At 41.0% G+C, this 17,694-nt stretch carries 11 protein-coding genes; 4 read left to right on the plus strand and 7 right to left on the minus strand.

The annotated features are described in order from the left end of the window. Nucleotides 1-244 precede the first annotated feature (244 nt). Nucleotides 245-571, plus strand: a complete 327-nt coding sequence (locus U3A58_RS06820; RefSeq protein ID WP_323822654.1) for an antibiotic biosynthesis monooxygenase family protein — start codon at nt 245-247, stop codon at nt 569-571. Nucleotides 572-643: 72 nt separating this feature from the next. On the opposite strand, the gene U3A58_RS06825 is transcribed toward U3A58_RS06820, so the two are convergent. Next, entirely contained in the window at nt 644-1,216 is a 573-nt protein-coding gene (locus tag U3A58_RS06825) for a hypothetical protein (protein WP_323822655.1), read from the minus strand. 131 nt (nt 1,217-1,347) lie between these two features. Between U3A58_RS06825 and U3A58_RS06830 the strand changes: the two genes are divergently transcribed. The 3 genes from U3A58_RS06830 to U3A58_RS06840 all read left to right on the plus strand — a co-directional run bounded on the left by U3A58_RS06830 (nt 1,348) and on the right by U3A58_RS06840 (nt 3,983). Next, nucleotides 1,348-2,415, plus strand: coding sequence for an alpha/beta hydrolase (locus U3A58_RS06830; RefSeq protein ID WP_323822656.1), 1,068 nt, complete (start codon nt 1,348-1,350; stop codon nt 2,413-2,415). A gap of 645 nt (nt 2,416-3,060) precedes the next feature. Next, nucleotides 3,061-3,522 (plus strand): antitoxin Xre-like helix-turn-helix domain-containing protein, encoded by a 462-nt coding sequence (locus tag U3A58_RS06835; RefSeq protein WP_323822657.1) that lies wholly within the window; start codon nt 3,061-3,063, stop codon nt 3,520-3,522. 5 nt (nt 3,523-3,527) lie between these two features. Then, the gene (locus tag U3A58_RS06840) at nt 3,528-3,983 is read left to right on the plus strand and encodes an RES family NAD+ phosphorylase (protein ID WP_323822658.1); all 456 of its coding nucleotides are present in this window, start codon (nt 3,528-3,530) and stop codon (nt 3,981-3,983) included. A gap of 80 nt (nt 3,984-4,063) precedes the next feature. On the opposite strand, the gene U3A58_RS06845 is transcribed toward U3A58_RS06840, so the two are convergent. The 6 genes from U3A58_RS06845 to U3A58_RS06870 form a co-directional block, all read right to left on the minus strand. Then, on the minus strand, nt 4,064-5,965 hold the full coding sequence (locus U3A58_RS06845; protein WP_323822659.1) for a sialate O-acetylesterase: 1,902 nt from the start codon (nt 5,963-5,965) through the stop codon (nt 4,064-4,066). Between the two features lie 277 nt (nt 5,966-6,242). Continuing rightward, complete coding sequence (locus U3A58_RS06850) at nt 6,243-7,997, minus strand: glycoside hydrolase family 9 protein (protein ID WP_323822660.1); 1,755 nt, start codon at nt 7,995-7,997, stop codon at nt 6,243-6,245. 39 nt (nt 7,998-8,036) lie between these two features. Beyond that, nucleotides 8,037-11,327 carry a VCBS repeat-containing protein gene (locus U3A58_RS06855; protein WP_323822661.1) on the minus strand — a complete coding sequence of 1,097 codons (3,291 nt, stop codon included), beginning with the start codon at nt 11,325-11,327 and terminating at the stop codon, nt 8,037-8,039. A 201-nt stretch (nt 11,328-11,528) separates the two neighbouring features. Continuing rightward, a complete protein-coding gene (locus U3A58_RS06860; RefSeq protein ID WP_323822662.1) occupies nt 11,529-12,794 on the minus strand; it encodes a glycan-binding surface protein in 1,266 nt (421 codons plus the stop codon). A 29-nt stretch (nt 12,795-12,823) separates the two neighbouring features. Then, nucleotides 12,824-14,491 carry a RagB/SusD family nutrient uptake outer membrane protein gene (locus U3A58_RS06865; protein ID WP_323822663.1) on the minus strand — a complete coding sequence of 556 codons (1,668 nt, stop codon included), beginning with the start codon at nt 14,489-14,491 and terminating at the stop codon, nt 12,824-12,826. A gap of 18 nt (nt 14,492-14,509) precedes the next feature. Continuing rightward, nucleotides 14,510-17,668, minus strand: a complete 3,159-nt coding sequence (locus U3A58_RS06870) for a SusC/RagA family TonB-linked outer membrane protein (protein WP_323822664.1) — start codon at nt 17,666-17,668, stop codon at nt 14,510-14,512. Between the last annotated feature and the right edge of the window lie 26 nt (nt 17,669-17,694).

Here is a 17,694-nt window from a genome sequence, read left to right on the forward strand (position 1 = left end):
GACTGCCGTAGAAAAACATTACAACTAGAATGCAATTGCAAATTAGATCCATTTGTAAAGGGAAGGTCTAGTTCAGTAATAAATTAGGAATGCGGAATTCATTTCCTTTTCAGTGCTGTCTTATCACTTTCTTCTTACAGATTTTTCCAAATTTCATTCGAAAAACAGAGATTTTCAATTCATCTTTAGCAGATAAAGATTAGACAGTTTACTTTGTATGTCCCCTTAGCTGAAATAAAAAAAGATGATAGCCAATACTCCTGACCCACCCTATTACGCTGTGATTTTTTCGAATATCAGAACTGAAATAAAAGAAGGTTATGAAGAAACTGCCCTGGAAATGGTACGATTAGCTGAAGCCCAAGAAGGCTATTTGGGACATGAAAGCGTAAGGGACGGATTGGGTATTACTGTTAGTTTCTGGGAAAGTCTAGACGCAATCCGCAATTGGAAACAGCAGACTGATCATTTGCTGGCCCAAAAAATGGGGCGGGAAAAATGGTATTTAACTTATAAAACACGGATTTGTTTGGTGGAGCGAGATTATGGGTTTGAGAGTTCAGATAGATGAATCCGGCTATCTGAACTCTCAAACTTTGCATCAAAAAACCTTGTGAATTTTGTATTAATTATAGTCTAATAATCAAAAAGCATAGCCTAGCCCTACTCCTACAAATAATGGCCAAAATCCATTGTTGTTAAAAATAGGATTTAAATTCACTTTCCACATAAAACCGCCATCAGTTGGCATTTTGCGATAGCCAAAATTCAAAACGCCCATGATGGAAGGGGAACCATCTATATCAAGGATAAAACTAGTCCCAGAAGTACTTTCAAAGCTGGGATTGCAGATATAATTACCGTTTTGATCATAATAGCAGTTATCATAGTAATACTCCTCATTATTAAAAGCCAGGAAAGTCGTTCCAAAACCCAATTCAAAAAAATTAGTCCCTTTACCGTATAGTTTATTAACCATAACCGGAAGGGAAAAGAATGAATCTCCACTTACTGCAAAACCTCCAAATCCTACTCTCATACCCCATGAATCCATTCTCTTTTTATCAAAGCGAAAGTCATAATTAAAACTATAGGGAAGTCCTGCTCCTCCTAACTCCATATAAATAGCCTGAGTTGAAAGTTTTCTTTCTGTTTCCTGCGCAAGTGCTATCTGACTACATGCCAGCAGTAAGAATCCAAGGATTACACGTTTCATAAATGATGGTTTAAAAATTATTAATACGAATTAACTCTTTTCGGTCCAATTTGATGGTTAGATTTGATAAAATTTTACTGTTTTAATAGTTTTTCAATTAACATTTCTAATGCTTTTAACTTTCTGATCTTATGCTAAGAAAAATACTACTCGGAATTTTTGCCGCAGCGATGCTGCTCACCATTGTTTATATGCTGGGTCCAAAGGTGAAGAATGAAGAAATAGCCATAGAATTCCCTGAAGTACCTACTCGACTAGCTGAGCTGCGAAGCTATGTAAACCAAAGAGAAGATTCGGTGATCGGCCTGAAACCTGGAAATGAAGCCTATATAGTCTGGGCAGATAGTATGAATAAGCGCAAGACTCCCTACGCTATCGTCTATATCCATGGTTTTGGTGCAAGTCCTATGGAAGGAGATCCTGTACATAGGTTTCTGGCAGCTCATTTCGGTGCCAATCTTTTTGTTACCCGATTGCCTGATCATGGAGTCAAGAGAGAAAATGGTTTGGAGTATTTAAGTCCTCAGACCTTGGGCAACGCCGCTGGTGAGGCTTATCAAATCGGAAAAAGTCTTGGTGATGAGGTGATCGTAGTGGGGACATCCATGGGCGGGGCATTGACCTTGCTTTTGGCAAGCCAGCAACCTGACATCAAAGCTGTGGCTGTCTATTCACCTGCTATTCGAGACTACGGCGAGAAGCTTTCATCTTTTTTCACTCCATGGATGAAAAAAATCATGGAGATGACGATGATGAAGAATAAAGTGATACACCAGGAGCGAGAAGGTGAAAAAGCCATGTACTGGTCAGAAGATTATCATATCAATTCCTACGAGAGTCTTGCGATCATTTTGTATAGCAACATGAATGAAAATACATTCAAAAAAATAAAGCAACCCCTATTTTTAGGATACTACTACAAAGACAATGAAGCTCAAGACATGGTAGTTTCGGTACCCAAGATGAAGGAAATGTATGAGCAGATTTCTACTCCAGCTGAAATGAAGCGAGAAAAAGCCTTTCCAAATGCAGGTGATCATGTGATTGGAAGTTCTATTACTTCTGGTGACTGGGAAGGAGTGCTCTTTAGTACGATTGATTTCTTAGAAAATGTGGTAAAAATCCCACCTAAGCCTGAATTTCAGGAGAAAGTAGATGAGTTACTGCAAGTGCAGGAATCTATGGGAACCATTGAATAATACACTCAAAAGACCTAAGTAAAAATCAATTGGTCTTTTGAGTCTCCTTTATTTTCAGACAATTCCCATCAAAATATCCAAAGGAAATGAAACCGAAACTATGATCTATAAAATAGTAGTTTCAAAAATTTGGACTATTCAAACCAGGGAAATCGCCTGTAACAATCCTGAATCGAGTAACCCTTCGATGGTTAACTTTTTAGAAGGAATCGGTCTAATTTGAGTATTTCAATCTACCTATTTCGAACCCTAAAAATTTTTTTAGAATAAAAGCGATTTCCCCGCTATTCAAAAGCAGTCGAAGAGCCACATTTTTGAAGGCATATGTCTTCCCTCGATATGGACAAGTCCAAAGACCTTATTCACTTGAAATCGAGCATGACGAAGAACCACACACAGTGGAATGATTATGCACCGTTTCCTTCGTCACGGGATAGGTTATGACCTTTAAAAAACAATTATAATCACATGAAATCGAGCATGACTAGAAAGTCACACACTGGGATGATTATAATGCGTGCGAGGTTCCATATGACCAATAAAAATCAATTATAAACAGATGAAAGATAATCTTTAAAAAAATATCAAAAAGAATTACTTTCGGACAAATTACGTTATCTTAATGGACAATTAACCGATAAAGCGATGGCAAAGAAAATTTCCAAGCTTAGCGAGCCAGCTGTGGACATTTACCAAAGAGCACATTTATCCCCTCAGGATATTCTCCGCGTAGATTCAGAATGGCTGGTTGAGCCACTCTCCCGGGTGGATACTTTTCGCAATGGCTTGGACAAAAATGCATTTGAGAGCTTGAAGGAGCTTTCAGGACTCGACTATAACACGCTCGCCGATGCATTGGGAGTATCTACCAAAACCCTGCAACGCAAAGAAGTTTTTGATACCGGTCAGTCCGAAAGGCTCTACGAATTGGCGGAGCTCTATGCGATCGGTGTGAATTATTTCGGTCGTGAAGGATTCCGAAGGTGGATGGATCGCCCACTTTTTTCACTTGGCAATCGCAAGCCCCTTGGTTTGATTGATGTTTCGGAAGGTATAGACTTACTAAAAACCGAAATCATGCGTCTTCAACATGGCATTGCTATCTGACAGTCGTGAAAGTCTACCGATTAGCCCTAACCCAATACTGTGATATCAGCGGTGAAGGAGCCAAACGCTATGGTGGCCGATGGAATCTTCCAGTCCATCCAGCAATCTATGCAGGAGCAAGTATTTCTGCTTCACTGCTTGAAAGATTAACTATCGACCCCGAATTATTTTCCTCAGAACGCTACATCTTTTATTCTGTAATGGAAATCAGCATTCCCAGTGACCTCATTTTTACACCTGAATTATCTGATTTGCCTTTCGACTGGAATCAAATCCCAGCAGTCAGAGCCTCTCAGGAATATGGAACAAACTTGCTAAGACCAGACATCCTTTGCTTTGCTGTCCCTTCTGTAGTGGATCCCACATCATTAAATTTTGTAGTCAACCCACTTTCTGAAAAATTCTCACTAATAGAGCCCATAGTCTTCCCGCTTGAATTGGATAAGCGGATTTTAAGGTGATACTATTGAATCCTTATCTACCTTTAAAAGTGATTTTATATTAGGCCGTGTACAATACCCAGTCTTCTTAATTTTATTTTTCACTCAAACTTCGCTCTGAATGGCTCAGTTGGTAAGCCAAGATTGTTTACCAGATTTACTTCAGGATTATCTGCCCAGGCATAGCGAATCTCCCCCACTTCCATTCCTGTTGGTAGCATAATTTTGACAAATTCCTGATCCTGGATGGTAGCAGTGACTAGCTGAAAATCACCGTCCTCCTTTCCAGCAATAAATCCCTTTACTTCATCACCATTAGTCAGTTTTAGTCCCTCACCAACGGATTTAAACTTGATTATCAACTCATTTCCCTGCCTGTAAAGAGAATCAAACTGAGGACCAGAGGCTAAATTCTTGTCTCCATAAGCCACTTTTTTAGCTTGTAGCCAAAGTCTTTCACCCACATCCTTTTTGTTTTTGGGATGAATATCACCGGCTTCTCCTATATCTATAATCGTAGCCATCCCAGTATGGGGGAGTTCCAAGGTCTGAGCCTGTGCTTCTCTCAAAAATGCCCAATTACTGGCGGGTTGAACTTCTTCCCGCTCCATGAAATTGGCCAATTGTACAAAAAGGAAAGGGAAATCACCTAGTCCCCATGCGTCTCTCCAGTTGGTAATCATAGCTGAGAAAAGTGCTTGATATTCCTCATGCCGACCAGCATTGCTTTCTCCTTGGTACCAGATCGCACCTTTGATGGTGTATTTGCTAATAGGAGCAATCATGGCATTGTACATCATTCCAGGCATCCAATTATACCATTCTACTTTGGGAAGAATAGGCTCTACTGCCGTATTCGAGTAGCTCCAAGTCCCTTCCAATGAGATTTTCTTGCCAGCTTCCAGCAAGTACATTTCACCTTCTTGTCCAATTCTAGGCTGATTATTCCAAGAATTGATTGCCCTGATAGAGAGCACATTATTGCCTTCCTCTAGCATATCGGACGGGATTTCAATATCAGGCATCGTAGTTCCCCAGTCTTTATGATGCAATAATCCCCCATTCAAATACACAAAAGCCATTTGATCCAATAATGGTAAATGAAGCGTTACACTGTCCTTATTCCCAATAATAAACTTCTTGCGTGCCCATGCGATATGTTGCAAGGGATTTGCCTGAGGAAGACTGATCTTGCTCCAGTTTGAATCATCGTAGCTGATAGAAGAAGCTTTAACCGCTGCAAGAGAATCTGGTTTACTCGCCAAAGAATCCCGGATTTGACGATTAGCCTCATTCTCTTTCAGCTTGGCATTCCAGCTAGCATTGTTTTCTATTACATCTTTTGCTTGATCATTAAATGACCCATCCATTTCTGCCAGAATCTCGGCATCTGTCCAGCCTTCTACTGGCGTACCTCCCCAGTTTGACTCTATGATTCCTACCGGGACCTTTTTTTCTTGATTATTTCGCTTCGCAAAAAACCAGGCAACAGCCGAAAAATCTGGCATATTCAATGAATCCGCCACTTTCCACTCACCTCCTACTACATCATCCAGCTTTACAGCACTATAAGAATTTGGAACTTTAAAAAACCGAATCTGAGGATTACCTCCTTCTGCAAATTCTTTTTCAGCTCCAATTACCTGCGACCTAAGTCTCCATTCCATATTTGACTGACCGCCCGCCACCCAAACATCACCTATATAGACATCATTGATTTTTTGATGATTTACTGCCAGAACAAAAGGTCCTCCAGCTGGTAATTTGGGCAATTGCAACGTCCAAGTACTATCCGCTTCCACGGTACCGCTAGTCACAGCACCGGCCAAACTTACTCGCACATTCTCTCCAGGAACACCTCTCCCCCATACGGAAATAGCTGCCTCGCGCTGCACCACCATCCCATCACCAAATAGCAAGGGAAGGGATACGAGTGAGTCAAATTTTGACGATTCACAAGAAAACAGGATAAATAGGGTGAGTACTTTCCAGATAGGTTTCATAAGGATAGAATATTATAAATGGGAATTTGCCTAAAAAATCTGAAACATCTATACCAAATGATACCAATAGAATAATTTCTGCAATTAAACAGGCGGGAAGGCAGGAGACGGAAGACAAACTTCAGGACTTATCCTTATTCTTCGGCAGCCACGGTTACTGACTGGTAAAGAAGTGGAGACATATAAAACATAAAGTGAATAGCTGTTTTTCCAGTCAAGGCTGTACCGCGTCTGGACTAGTCCCGGGAAGTTCGGATTTAGGAGAGCGATTAGAAACTTACTGATTTATTGCTTCAAGTGAATTTATTAAGTATGCAAAAGGTGCATTCCAGTTAATCGCAATTTCGTTAGATGCATAGCTGCAACTCTCGTCTGAATAAGACTCATCCGCAAAGGAACTGGCGTAGTTACATCCATCCTGCTGTCCAGGATTAGGCCCACCAACTATAAAACCTGGCAAGGGGGGTAGATCAGGTCTTGACACTGCTAATCTATGATGGGGGCGCATGGGAGTTTTGCTTCCAAAACCGGTGACATAGGAGTAGCCAGTGGCATTTCTGCCTAATATATAATCTAAATTGTCATAAGCAGCTTCTAAGAAGACATGCTCACCGTTTTGCTTAAATGCATACAAGAAAAGTATGCCTTGATTTGCTGCCACGGCGTTAGATCCCCATATAAAATTCCTGACATTGGTTTCTATTGGACTGTGAAACGCTGTTGCTTCAGTTCCTGCTAGTTGAGCTCTGGCTGCTGAAAGCAAGTTTATTTTAAGCATAGCCATCCATTCTTGAGGCAGTAAAGTGATGCTATCTTGATGTCGCAGCAAGGAATAGTATCCTAGCCAAGCTACTTGATTCCAGGAAGGAAGTTTGAAACTTTGATCTGCATTAGCCAATTCATCCCAATAGGTCAAATTATGCGTGGTAATGAACAACTCTGATGCAGCCCAAATACGCTCATCGCTTGGATCAGAATCTCCATATGCCCCCGTAACTATATCTGGATCATACGTTTCATTCATTTCATTTTGCTTGTAGAGCAGTGCTGGATTCTTTTTAGCCCAGCTCCAGGCTTTTTCAGCAGCTTTCAAAAACAAAACTGATTCCTCTGGATAGTATGCTTTGTAAACTCGGGAAGCTTGAGCCATTACTGCAGCGAAATCCAAGGTAGCTGTGGTACTTTTAGCTACTAGATAGCGCTGCGAAACTGCAACATGTGGCTCTACCATTCCCTCAAATTTAGCTGTAGTAAGTTTATGATAAACTCCTCCATCTCCTGGATCCTGCATGGTTAGCATCCAATCCAAGTTCCAGCGAATCTCATCCAGAATATCTGGAATTTCATTTCCGGACTCAGGAATATTCAATTCTAGTTTTTGAAAATAACCTGGGTAATCCTCGTAAAGAGACAGCAGTGTCCCTACTGTGATTCCAGAGTTTACCACATATTTATTGTAATCACCGGCATCATACCAGCCAAATGGCGAGGAAACTAAATCCCCTACTTTTCTAGTATCTGAAACTGCCGAGGGATGAATCATCACTTCATTGTCAGGATGCCCCAAAGGTCTAGCCCAGATACCCGCCTGAGCTTCGTCCAATGAAGTACTCGCACGCTGGTAATAGAAGGCCTTTAAACTTGCTTTACCAAGCTCTTGATTAATTTGTTCATGAATCTCAAAGGGGTAGGATTTGCCAATTCCAGTCAAAACTAAAACATAATTTCCAGCTTGATTAAAATGAGAAAAATCAGCAATTCTTGAATTGACTCCGGAAAGTGTTTTGGTGAATTGCTTTGATAAGTCCCCTTCGAATACAATATTCTTTTTATCTAAATCCCAAATCACAAAATCCACCGCTTCTTCATGATTTAGTACTACTGCGATCTTTTGTTGTTCAGGATAAAAACCAATCTGATTAAGACGAATTGATTCATCAACTACTAGACTTTCATCTATCATTGGAGCTTTACAAGCCCACTGGATTAAAAGCAAACTTAAAATTAAAACATGCTTACTTTTCATTTTCATAACAAGTTGATTTTCAATTTTTAAATTACTAAAATTTAATCAATACCCGAATTTGTAAACACCAACGGAAGGAATACCTACCCAGAGTGTATTTCCAATATTTACCGCACTGCTCACATTGGATCTCAGCTGAAGTCCGGTTTTATTCGGTGCTATAACCTCCCATATTCCTTGATCGTTTTTATGCAGTATCCAGCCTGGATTTGCATCTATTTTACCAATTTTCAGGCGAGCATTTTCCCGATTTCCTAGAAGTAGCAAATCAAAACCTTTGGATGCATTCAGAGCAGCAATCGACTGAATCGGGGATGACTGAATCAGTATCGGTAAACTCACTTCTTCAAAAATTTCATTCTTCAGGGTGTACATTTTCGTTTCAAGAATTTGAGCTTCAATTATCTTTGCTTTCTCTAGTTCTTGAGCAGTTAAGATATCTTGGATTTTTGCTTTGGAGAAAGCATCATGAGTTGGAAAAAGCGCCTTCTTTTTGTACAGCTGAGCGGCTAACTCATCTCGGGAAAAGAAGGGATACTCCTCACCCATCACCGGAAAAGTCATCAGCGGATCAATAGATCCATTACTGTCAAAGTCCTCAAAATAAACGCGAACAGGATTATCTTCGTCAGTTTGTAATCTGGAATTCAATCCCCAATTTCCTACCAGCAACTCAGGAATCCCGTCTTCATCCAGATCCTTTATGAGAATAGATGACCAAAGTCCTGATTTCCCTCCTGGTAAAAACTCCTCAGAGCGATCAATTACCTTTCCATCATTTAGATTCAAAATACGAATCCTATCAAATTCAGAAGCAATAATCAGTTCGTCTAATCCATCCTGATCCAGATCATAAGTTTGAGAAGCTTTGACTCTAGATATGTGTTCTAAGGAAATAGAAGAAAAATTACCATCACCAGAATTCAGCCAAATTTGGCTTGGCACAGATTCAGGCCATCTTCCAGGCACATACCCTGAACCAACAAATAGATCATCCATTCCATCACCGTTGGCATCCCAAGTGATTACATTTTCGGAAGGATGCGACCCAAAATCCAGTTGGGACTTGGTATAGTTTCCATTTCCATCTTTGATCAAAAGTAGGTCCTGCTGTCTGGGATCACCTTCCTCCAAATCAAAATACCCACCTTTTGCCACATAAAGATCTAAGTCCGAGTCTCCATCTACATCCAAAGCTGCTATTGAAGTAATCGTAGGAGAATCTGAGGCATATATTTGGTAAGTATCCTCACCAGTTGAGTCACCTTCCTTCGAAACAGAATAAACTCTTTTCCCATCTGAGATTATTACTTCAGTACTATCATCAGCATTTAAGTCAGCCTCTATCATTGACACTTTTTCTTGTGACAAGCTATATAGCAACTGACTTTGCCTCTTAAAATCATTTGGAAGTTTAACAGTGCTGTCCTTATTAACATAGCTCCCAATTCCTGTGAAATTTTGTAGAATTAAGTTTTCACGCCATCTTCTCGGACTTGCCTCTGCTTCTACCAGCTCATGGATTTGATTAATTGCCGGCTTGACTAGACGAGAAGTTTTTCTGTTTTTCCAGTGAACTTCCACCGAATCTACTTTTCCTTCTCCTAATCCAAAGTGGAGTACTGAACTGACATTGCCTTGGTATCCTTTATAAATTTGCTGCTCCTGATAGTTGAGTTGACCATTTTGATAAACAGTTACCTTGGCTCCTACTCCATCTGGATTTCCCTCCAAACCTTTCAGTCGTATCTGTATGTAGTTTGCTGTAGAACGCTCAGAAGTCAGATTTTTAAAAATCTGAGCGGGTTCATTCAGGTTATTCAAGATCAAATCCAAATCCCCATCCTGATCCAAATCCGCATAAACAGCTCCATTGGAATTCCCTGGTTCATTCAATCCCCATCTCTCAGATTGATTTTCAAATTGAATCCCATTGATATTTTTAAAACCATAATTACCAACTTTGGTAGCAGGCATTTTCTCGATCAATTCATTAATTCCGGAAGCTGATACCTTGGAATTTTGCAGGTATTCATTTCTATAATTGATGAAATCCATATTTGTAAAATCCTTCAGAAAGCCATTACTGACAAAAAGATCTGTAAAGCCATCGTTATCAAAATCAGCAAATAAAGGTGCCCAACTCCAATCTGTGGCACTTATTCCAGCCAGCTGACCAACCTCCGAAAATGTCCCATCCCCATTGTTCAGCTGCAGCATATTGCGCATCAATTGATGATGAAGACCTGCTTTAAGGAATAGGCTATAATGTTCGTAGTTTTCGGGGGTGAAAAGCAACTTTTGTCTGGTGTTATCTTCTGGCAGCATGTCCAGACTGATCAGGTCAAGCCTGCCATCCCGATTGATATCGGCAGCATCCACGCCCATGGTATAGAGACTGGTAAGCCCGATTGCTGTGTTTATCTCATTGGAAAAAGTACCATCTCGCTGATTGATGTATAGGTAATCCGGGGCTGAATAATCATTCCCCAGATAAATATCCGGAAAGCCATCTCCGTTGAAATCTGCGATCGATGCTCCCAAACCGTAGCTCAGACCGGTCTCGGTCAAACCGGATTCTTTGGTTGCATTCTTAAATACGCCATTGTCATTTCTATAGATCTTCGAGCTGCTCATCGCGTCAGCTGTACCGAGCATGGCTTCGAAGGCATTCATATTCAGATTATTAAAAAGCCTTGGATTGTGATTGAGCAAAAGCATATCCAAATCCCCATCCAGATCTAGATCTGCAAAATATACTGAGGTGCTATACCCCGGATCATCCAGACCGTATTCTGCGGCCATTTCTTTGAAAAATGGGATTCCGTCCTTGTCCAATCCCTGATTGACAAACAATTGATTTCTTCGTTGCTCATCTGGTAAATCCCCAGAATAGCATACATAAATATCTGTAAGTCCATCTCCGTTTATGTCAACAATTGCTGTACCCGTAGTCCAGGAATTTTCCCTTCCGGCAGTTCCAGTAGCAAGGGTAATGTCTCTAAATTTCAGGTTTCCCTGATTCAAAAAAAGCTTGTTTTGTCCTTGATTAGCGGTAAAATATAGATCTTCCCATCCGTCGTTATTCACATCACCTACAGCAACTCCTCCTCCATTATAGAAGTACTGGTAAGTAAGAATATTAGCTGCTTCTGTTTCTTTGATCTGATTGGTAAATGCCAATTGGGTGGAGTCAGCACTTGCTAACTCAAAAAGTGTAAGCGTTTGTGCTTCCTTTTTTTCCTGACATGCTGAAAACATCAATAGTACCCCCAGCAAAATAACTTGGAATAATTTTGATGATTTGTTTCTTTCAAATATAAGTTGGGTGATCAAGCTCAATTATTTATTAATAAAAGAAAAGCATTCTTTAACCTGAATTAAAACTCGTAAACGATGGATTGTAAGCATATTGAGCTACTGCGCCGTCTGTACAAAACGCCGTGTTCTCCATGATTAATAAAGAACTTAGAAAAAATCTCCGAGGCAGAACATCCGCCCCGGAGATTGAATTAATAAACCTCTTATGCTATACTATTAATTTACTGCTCTGATCACTCTCACATTATCTACTCCTACTACTGCTTGAATATCATTTGACGTAGTATTAACAACTAGTAATCGAAGTTGCTTAACACCACCATCACCTTTCAAGAAGTCCCCGTAAGTGTTTAATCTGGTAGATCCGTTTGTCAATCTGGTTATGTTAGCCGACAGCGTGTACCAGCTGCCATCAGTCGCTTTAACAAACTCACTCATAGGGATATTATAGCTCAACTCATTGCCTTGGCTATCAGGAAACCAAATTTGCATTTCAAGTCCTGCAATAGATTCCGTAGTGTTGATAGCTACTTCGAACCTAATATCAAAATTAGCTGCTGGAGTGTTTGGCTCGTATCCTTCCCCTTCAGGGAAGATCTGCACCCCACCCCAGTTTGCGAGATTGATAACTTTGTCGTTGTTCCAGCCATAGCCACTAGGAAAAGCTTGATTCATTCCAGCGAAGCTGCCTTCCAAACTAGAGATACCAGGCTGAGAAGGCTGGATCATATCACCTGATATTCCCCATCCCCAGTTCCAAGGCCACTCTAAAGCTCCATTGGTATCAAAATCAGCAACCATGCCTTGATTGGCATATATCTGAGTATTTCTATTCGTAGCAGATCCACCGGATTTTGAAACAACGCTAATTGATTGACCTTCTGAAAAATCTAGATTTTCAGGCACAGTCACTTTAAGTAAAGATCCAGCTGCATTAGTCTCAAAACCAGAAGTGACATATACATCTTCACCTGGGAAGTAAACTGTATCTATGAAGTAGAAATACTTACCAAACAGCGTAAGTTCATCACCGGGTTTTACATATTGATTTTTCACTTGTGTGACCTGCGGAGCCGGTGGAAGTGTCTGAAATTCCATAATAGCTTCACCGCTCTTATTTACTAAGCGAAGTGTATTGGGAACGCCAGGGTTTGTAGCTACTGTAGGGACACTATCCCCTACTGTAACAATCACAGATGTATTAGTGACATAAGCAGTATTTATTCCTAGCGGATAATCGTTTAGATACACTTGCTGGGTACCCAATAGATTATTTCCCAAGATTGCAATTGTACTTCCTAATGTAGCAGAAGTAAATGCACTGTCTGCTGTAGAAGGGTCTGTACTGCGCACCCGCTCGATAGTCGGCGGACCTACATTTATTTCATCTTCTTCCTTACATGCTCCTACAGCAAGTACCATTACTAGCGCAGTCGCTACAAGGAGTGAATGTGAGGATCTTATATCTTTTATGATTTTCATATTTTTATAGTTCAATAGAAGTCCACAAATTAATTTTCTGGTGCAGAGAAATCATACGGCACAGCCGGTTTCCTCAAATTAGGAGCTCTCGACAGTTCCGATGAAGGGATAGGGATCAGGAAGTTTGATGCACTGACATCAAAATATCTTGGTGAAGTATCTCCCTCAGGGATTTCAATTTCCCACAGTGTAGGATCTGGAATTTTGTCTGCATAGATTCTGAAAGTACCTCTATCTTGATTAGATAGGATTTCATAAGCTTTCGCAGGATCATAATAGTGTAGTTTGGTGAATTCATACCAAGCCTGACCCTCCATTGCAAATTCTTTGATTCGTTCTTCGAAGATATCTTGCCACGTGACGGACTCTAGCGGAATCACTCCAGCTCTTTTTCTTACGAGATTGACATATTTCAAAGCCTCAGCAGGATTTTTGGTCAAAACTGCCTCTGCATACGTCAAGTAAACATCTGCCAATCTTAGAATATAAGTATTGATCTCAGTGCCCTGCTGAACAACCTTTCCACCATTGTCTTCTGGACGACCTACTACATATTTCTTCACCCAAGCACGGGAATTATATTCTCTGCTTCCATCTATACTTCTTGCAGGAACTCTGAGCTCCTGTGCAGAGCCTCCTGGAGGAACTTGAGTGATGTAGGGATAATGATCACCTGGGAACATGAATGTGCCCTTTCTTCGTTCATCAAATACCAGATCATCATAGAGATCCAACATCCACTTGGAGGCTCCAATATCACCGCCCCATCCGTCGCCGAATCCGGTGATTTCAGAACCGAAAGCTAAGAATGCTTGCACGGAATTTTGTGCTCCCCATGCACCTGCTTGTGCTGCATTATACACCCACTGTAGCGCAGCCAGTGTTTCTACGTTGTTATTATTCTCAGTTTTAAACAAATCCTGATAGTTTTCCATCAAGGAAGCACCTGAGTTATCTATCACTCGCTTAGCATAGTAAGCTGCGGAATCAAGATCAGATTGATTTCTTGATCCACCTACTCCTGCTTTAGTCAAGTACATTTTTGCAAGCATACCTTCAGCACTCCATTTGGTAAGTCTTCCGTTAAGGACAGAACTTTCTGGAAGATTCTCTGTAGCGAACCTAAAGTCTTTGATGATAAATTGCCACACAGATTCTTCCGTGTTTCTCGCAATGGTAGTATCCTGAAGAAGTGCCGTATTATTAGTAATAATAGGCACTGGACCCCAGTTTTGTACCAAGTAAGAATATGCCAAACCCCTCATAAATCTACCTTCTGCGAGGCCATGATTTTTGATTCGCTCCGTCACATTTTCACCTGCATAGGCAGTAATGTTGTTGATTAGTGAGTTAGACTGAGCTACTACGTTATAGAAAGCTCTCCAGGAGGTTCCATTTTCAGCAGTTTCTCCAGTTGTATTGAATCTTACGTTTTCTAGTTGATATGATCCTGAGGTAAGTGTACCACCTCTGGCATCACCTATCCCATGGCTTGCTTTATCATTGTAAGCAAACCACACTATGTTATAAAGTGGTGCAGATGCTGCCAAAATCTGATCATCCGTTTTGTAGAAGTTGGCATCTACAATCGCGTCCAATGGGGGTCTATCCAAGAAATCTTCTGAACAGCCCACCATTCCTCCAAGTAGCAAAGTAGCTCCAAGGACTAATTTTTGGAATTTCGTGTTTGTTTTCATTTGTTTATGATTTTTGGATTAGAAGTCAACACCTAAGCTGAATGTGTACATTCTGGTCTGAGGGTATCTACCGTAGTCCACTCCGATCAATTGGTTGCCGGCAGAAACGTTGTTACCTATAGATGCACCTACTTCAGGATCATATCCTTTATACTTGGTAAAAGTGAATGCATTTTGAACACCGATGGCTAGCTTCAGTCCTCTAACTACTTTTTGCTTTCCAAGCAATTCATTAGGGACTACATAAGAAAGGTTGATGTTTTTGATTCTCACATAAGAACCGTCCTCTACATATTTATCAGAGATTCTAGTTCCGTTTCCGTTTATGTCAGTACCTGTAATTCTAGGAATTTCTGTACCTGCATTAGCGATGAAAGGATTACCTGACTCGTCCATTTCGATTCTAGCGTAATCATAGGTTTCTAAAAGCATGTTTCTGCCCAAGTTCACGTTGTTTGGGTTGATGTTTAGGAATCTATTGTAATTGTAGATATCTACTCCAAGAGCTCCTGTAAACAGGACATCAAGTGCAAAGCCTTTGTATGAGAATTGCTGAGTCATACCAAAAGTGAATTTTGGCCATGGGTTTCCGATGAAAGTCTGATCACGCTCATCGATTACACCATCCTCATTCAGATCCTTGTATTTGATATCACCTACATAGATGCCATTTTGTTGATCAACTTGGATTGGGTTTCCCGAGTTATCTACAGGTCTTGCACTTGTTTCCACATCCTCCAGAGATTGGAATAAGCCATCAGCCTGATAGCCATAGAACAGCCATGGTGCATAGCCAGGCTGAGCTCTTGCAGTGAAGCTATTTAACCACCACGCTGTACGGTCAATGAATGCCGTCTCAGAGAAGAATTTCGTTACTTCAGTTTTGAAGCCAGAGAAGTTATAATTAGAGCTCCAAGAGAAACCGCTGGCTCTGTGATCAATGTTGATCGTATTGATTGTGATACCGTAACCTTTGTTTTGCAAAGCTCCAATATTTACTGTAGGAGTGCCAATGCTTCCCTCTGCAGATGTACCCATGTACCAAGGCAGTGGGTTAGGCAAAAGTAAGTTGTCAGTTTTCTTCAAGTAGAAATCCCCTTCGATCTGAACTCTGTTATTGAACATGTTCAAGTTGAAACCAAGATTGACAGTAGATGTTTCTTCCCATTTCAAATTAGGGTTACCAAACCTAGAGACTAAGAAACCACCACCCCAAGGAGTAGGAATACTTGGCGAGCTAAGAGGGGCATAGATTGCGTTAGCATCACCTTGATTACCAGTAAGACCGGTTTCGAATCGAATCTTAAATTCATCTAACCAAGAAGCATCTTGCAAGAAGGTTTCTTCAGACACTCTCCATGCTGCTGATACAGAAGGGAAATAACCCCATCTATTTTCTGGACCAAAGTTGGCAGAACCATCTGCTCGGATCGCACCCAAAAGAATGTATTTCTCATCGAAGGTATAATTTGCTCTAGCAAAGTAGGATTCCATAGCCCACTGATTAGCTCCACCACTATTAGTAGCACCCTGAGCAGAACCAAGACCTAATTCCTGAAGATCATTGGAAGGGAAATTCACTCTTCCGGCGTTCAAGAACTCATATTGAGATTCCTGTGCTTCGTGACTGGCCATTACGTCCAATGCATGCTTGCCCCAAACGGCACTGTAAGTCAGCATCTGGTTCCAGTTCCAGTAGAAGCTATTGCTGGATTGTTCAGAAAGTGTATTCGTATCGTTAGTCACCACACCTAGCGTGTAAGTAGGTGTAAAGAAGTGACCGTTGTTATAGTTAATGTTTGTGTTCACCATAGTGCGGAACTTCAATCCTTTCACTATATCAATTTCCACATTGAATCCACCTTGCAAACCTCTTCTTTTATAGGTTCTGTCCAGTAGATTAGCCAAAGCGATCGGGTTAGCTGGAGTGAATTGCAAGCTCGATCCATTCACAGGATCGGCACCACCCCATGATCCATCAGGATTGGTAACGGGTACATTTGGTGCCATCTGTATAGCATTGTTGATCACATCAGAGCTCCCTGTAGCCAGCTGCTCATCCGTATGGAAAAGCTGCAGGTTCAAGCCAAGCTTCAACCATTTTCTGGTTTGGTTGTCTATGTTTGTTCTCACTGAATAGCGATCAAATGAAGAACCTATCGCCACACCTTCCTGATTGAAATATTCACCAGAAATAAAGAATTTAGTTTTTTCATCACCGCCTGTCAGTGTGATATTGTGCTTGTTCAAGGGCGCTGTTTTGAAAAGCGCATCTTGCCAGTTAGTACCAGTACCCAAGAGTGTAGGATCTAGAAATGCTGCCGGTGGATCACCACCAGTAATTTCGCGGATATCATTAGTCATCGTTGCATATTGGCTTAATGACATTACATCCAGATTTTCCGGTTTATCCTGAAGTGTGTAGAGGTAATTGTAAGTAATTTTGGTTTCACCAGCCTTACCACGTTTGGTGGTGATCATGATTACACCATTGGTGCCTCTAGAACCGTAAATCGCAGTTGCAGAAGGACCTTGCAATACTTCCATTGACTCGATATCACTTGGGTTAAGACCTGCCAAAGGATTGGTAGAAGAAGTATTACCATAAGACACAGCAGCTGGCTGCACCTGAACTCCATCTATTACATAAAGCGGCTGATTAGTACCTCCTATTGAGTTGACCCCACGGATATTTACCGAGATCCCTCCTCCCGGAGCACCAGTATTTTGAGTCACATATACACCAGCAGCACGACCTTGCAGAGCTTGCTCTACAGTTGTATTGACAGTACGCTCTATGTCCTCAGAAGTCACAGACACCTGTGCACTGGACATATCGCGTTTTTTCATAGTACCGTAACCTACCACTACAACTTCATCCAAAGAAGCCATATCTTCTTCCATGGAGATGTTAATTGTGGATTGGTTACCTACCAAGACTTCCTGCGGCTTGTAGCCAATAAAGCTAAAAACCAGGATAGATTGCGAAGATGGAACTGTAATTGAATACGTTCCATCTACTTCAGTTGCTACGCCGGTAGTGGTTCCTTTCACCAGCACTGTTACTCCAGGAAGAGAGAGTCCATCAGCTTCAGAGTTTACGGTACCTTTGACCGTGACCTGAGCCTGAACTACACCTACCAGAAGCATGAGCCAAAGTGGTAATAGTTTTTTCATCATGAGGGGTTTAATTGTAATAAATT

Origin of the sequence: Algoriphagus persicinus (assembly GCF_035156415.1) — a bacterium.
GTDB classification, from domain to species: domain Bacteria; phylum Bacteroidota; class Bacteroidia; order Cytophagales; family Cyclobacteriaceae; genus Algoriphagus; species Algoriphagus persicinus.

What these genes read in the sequence shown, in the direction of transcription:
- U3A58_RS06820 (WP_323822654.1), top strand. Translation starts at nt 245, where the DNA reads ATGATAGCCAATACTCCTGACCCACCCTATTACGCTGTGATTTTTTCG.
- U3A58_RS06860 (WP_323822662.1), bottom strand. Translation starts at nt 12,794, where the DNA reads ATGAAAATCATAAAAGATATAAGATCCTCACATTCACTCCTTGTAGCG.
- U3A58_RS06830 (WP_323822656.1), top strand. Translation starts at nt 1,348, where the DNA reads ATGCTAAGAAAAATACTACTCGGAATTTTTGCCGCAGCGATGCTGCTC.
- U3A58_RS06825 (WP_323822655.1), bottom strand. Translation starts at nt 1,216, where the DNA reads ATGAAACGTGTAATCCTTGGATTCTTACTGCTGGCATGTAGTCAGATA.
- U3A58_RS06870 (WP_323822664.1), bottom strand. Translation starts at nt 17,668, where the DNA reads ATGAAAAAACTATTACCACTTTGGCTCATGCTTCTGGTAGGTGTAGTT.
- U3A58_RS06865 (WP_323822663.1), bottom strand. Translation starts at nt 14,491, where the DNA reads ATGAAAACAAACACGAAATTCCAAAAATTAGTCCTTGGAGCTACTTTG.
- U3A58_RS06850 (WP_323822660.1), bottom strand. Translation starts at nt 7,997, where the DNA reads ATGAAAATGAAAAGTAAGCATGTTTTAATTTTAAGTTTGCTTTTAATC.
- U3A58_RS06835 (WP_323822657.1), top strand. Translation starts at nt 3,061, where the DNA reads ATGGCAAAGAAAATTTCCAAGCTTAGCGAGCCAGCTGTGGACATTTAC.
- U3A58_RS06845 (WP_323822659.1), bottom strand. Translation starts at nt 5,965, where the DNA reads ATGAAACCTATCTGGAAAGTACTCACCCTATTTATCCTGTTTTCTTGT.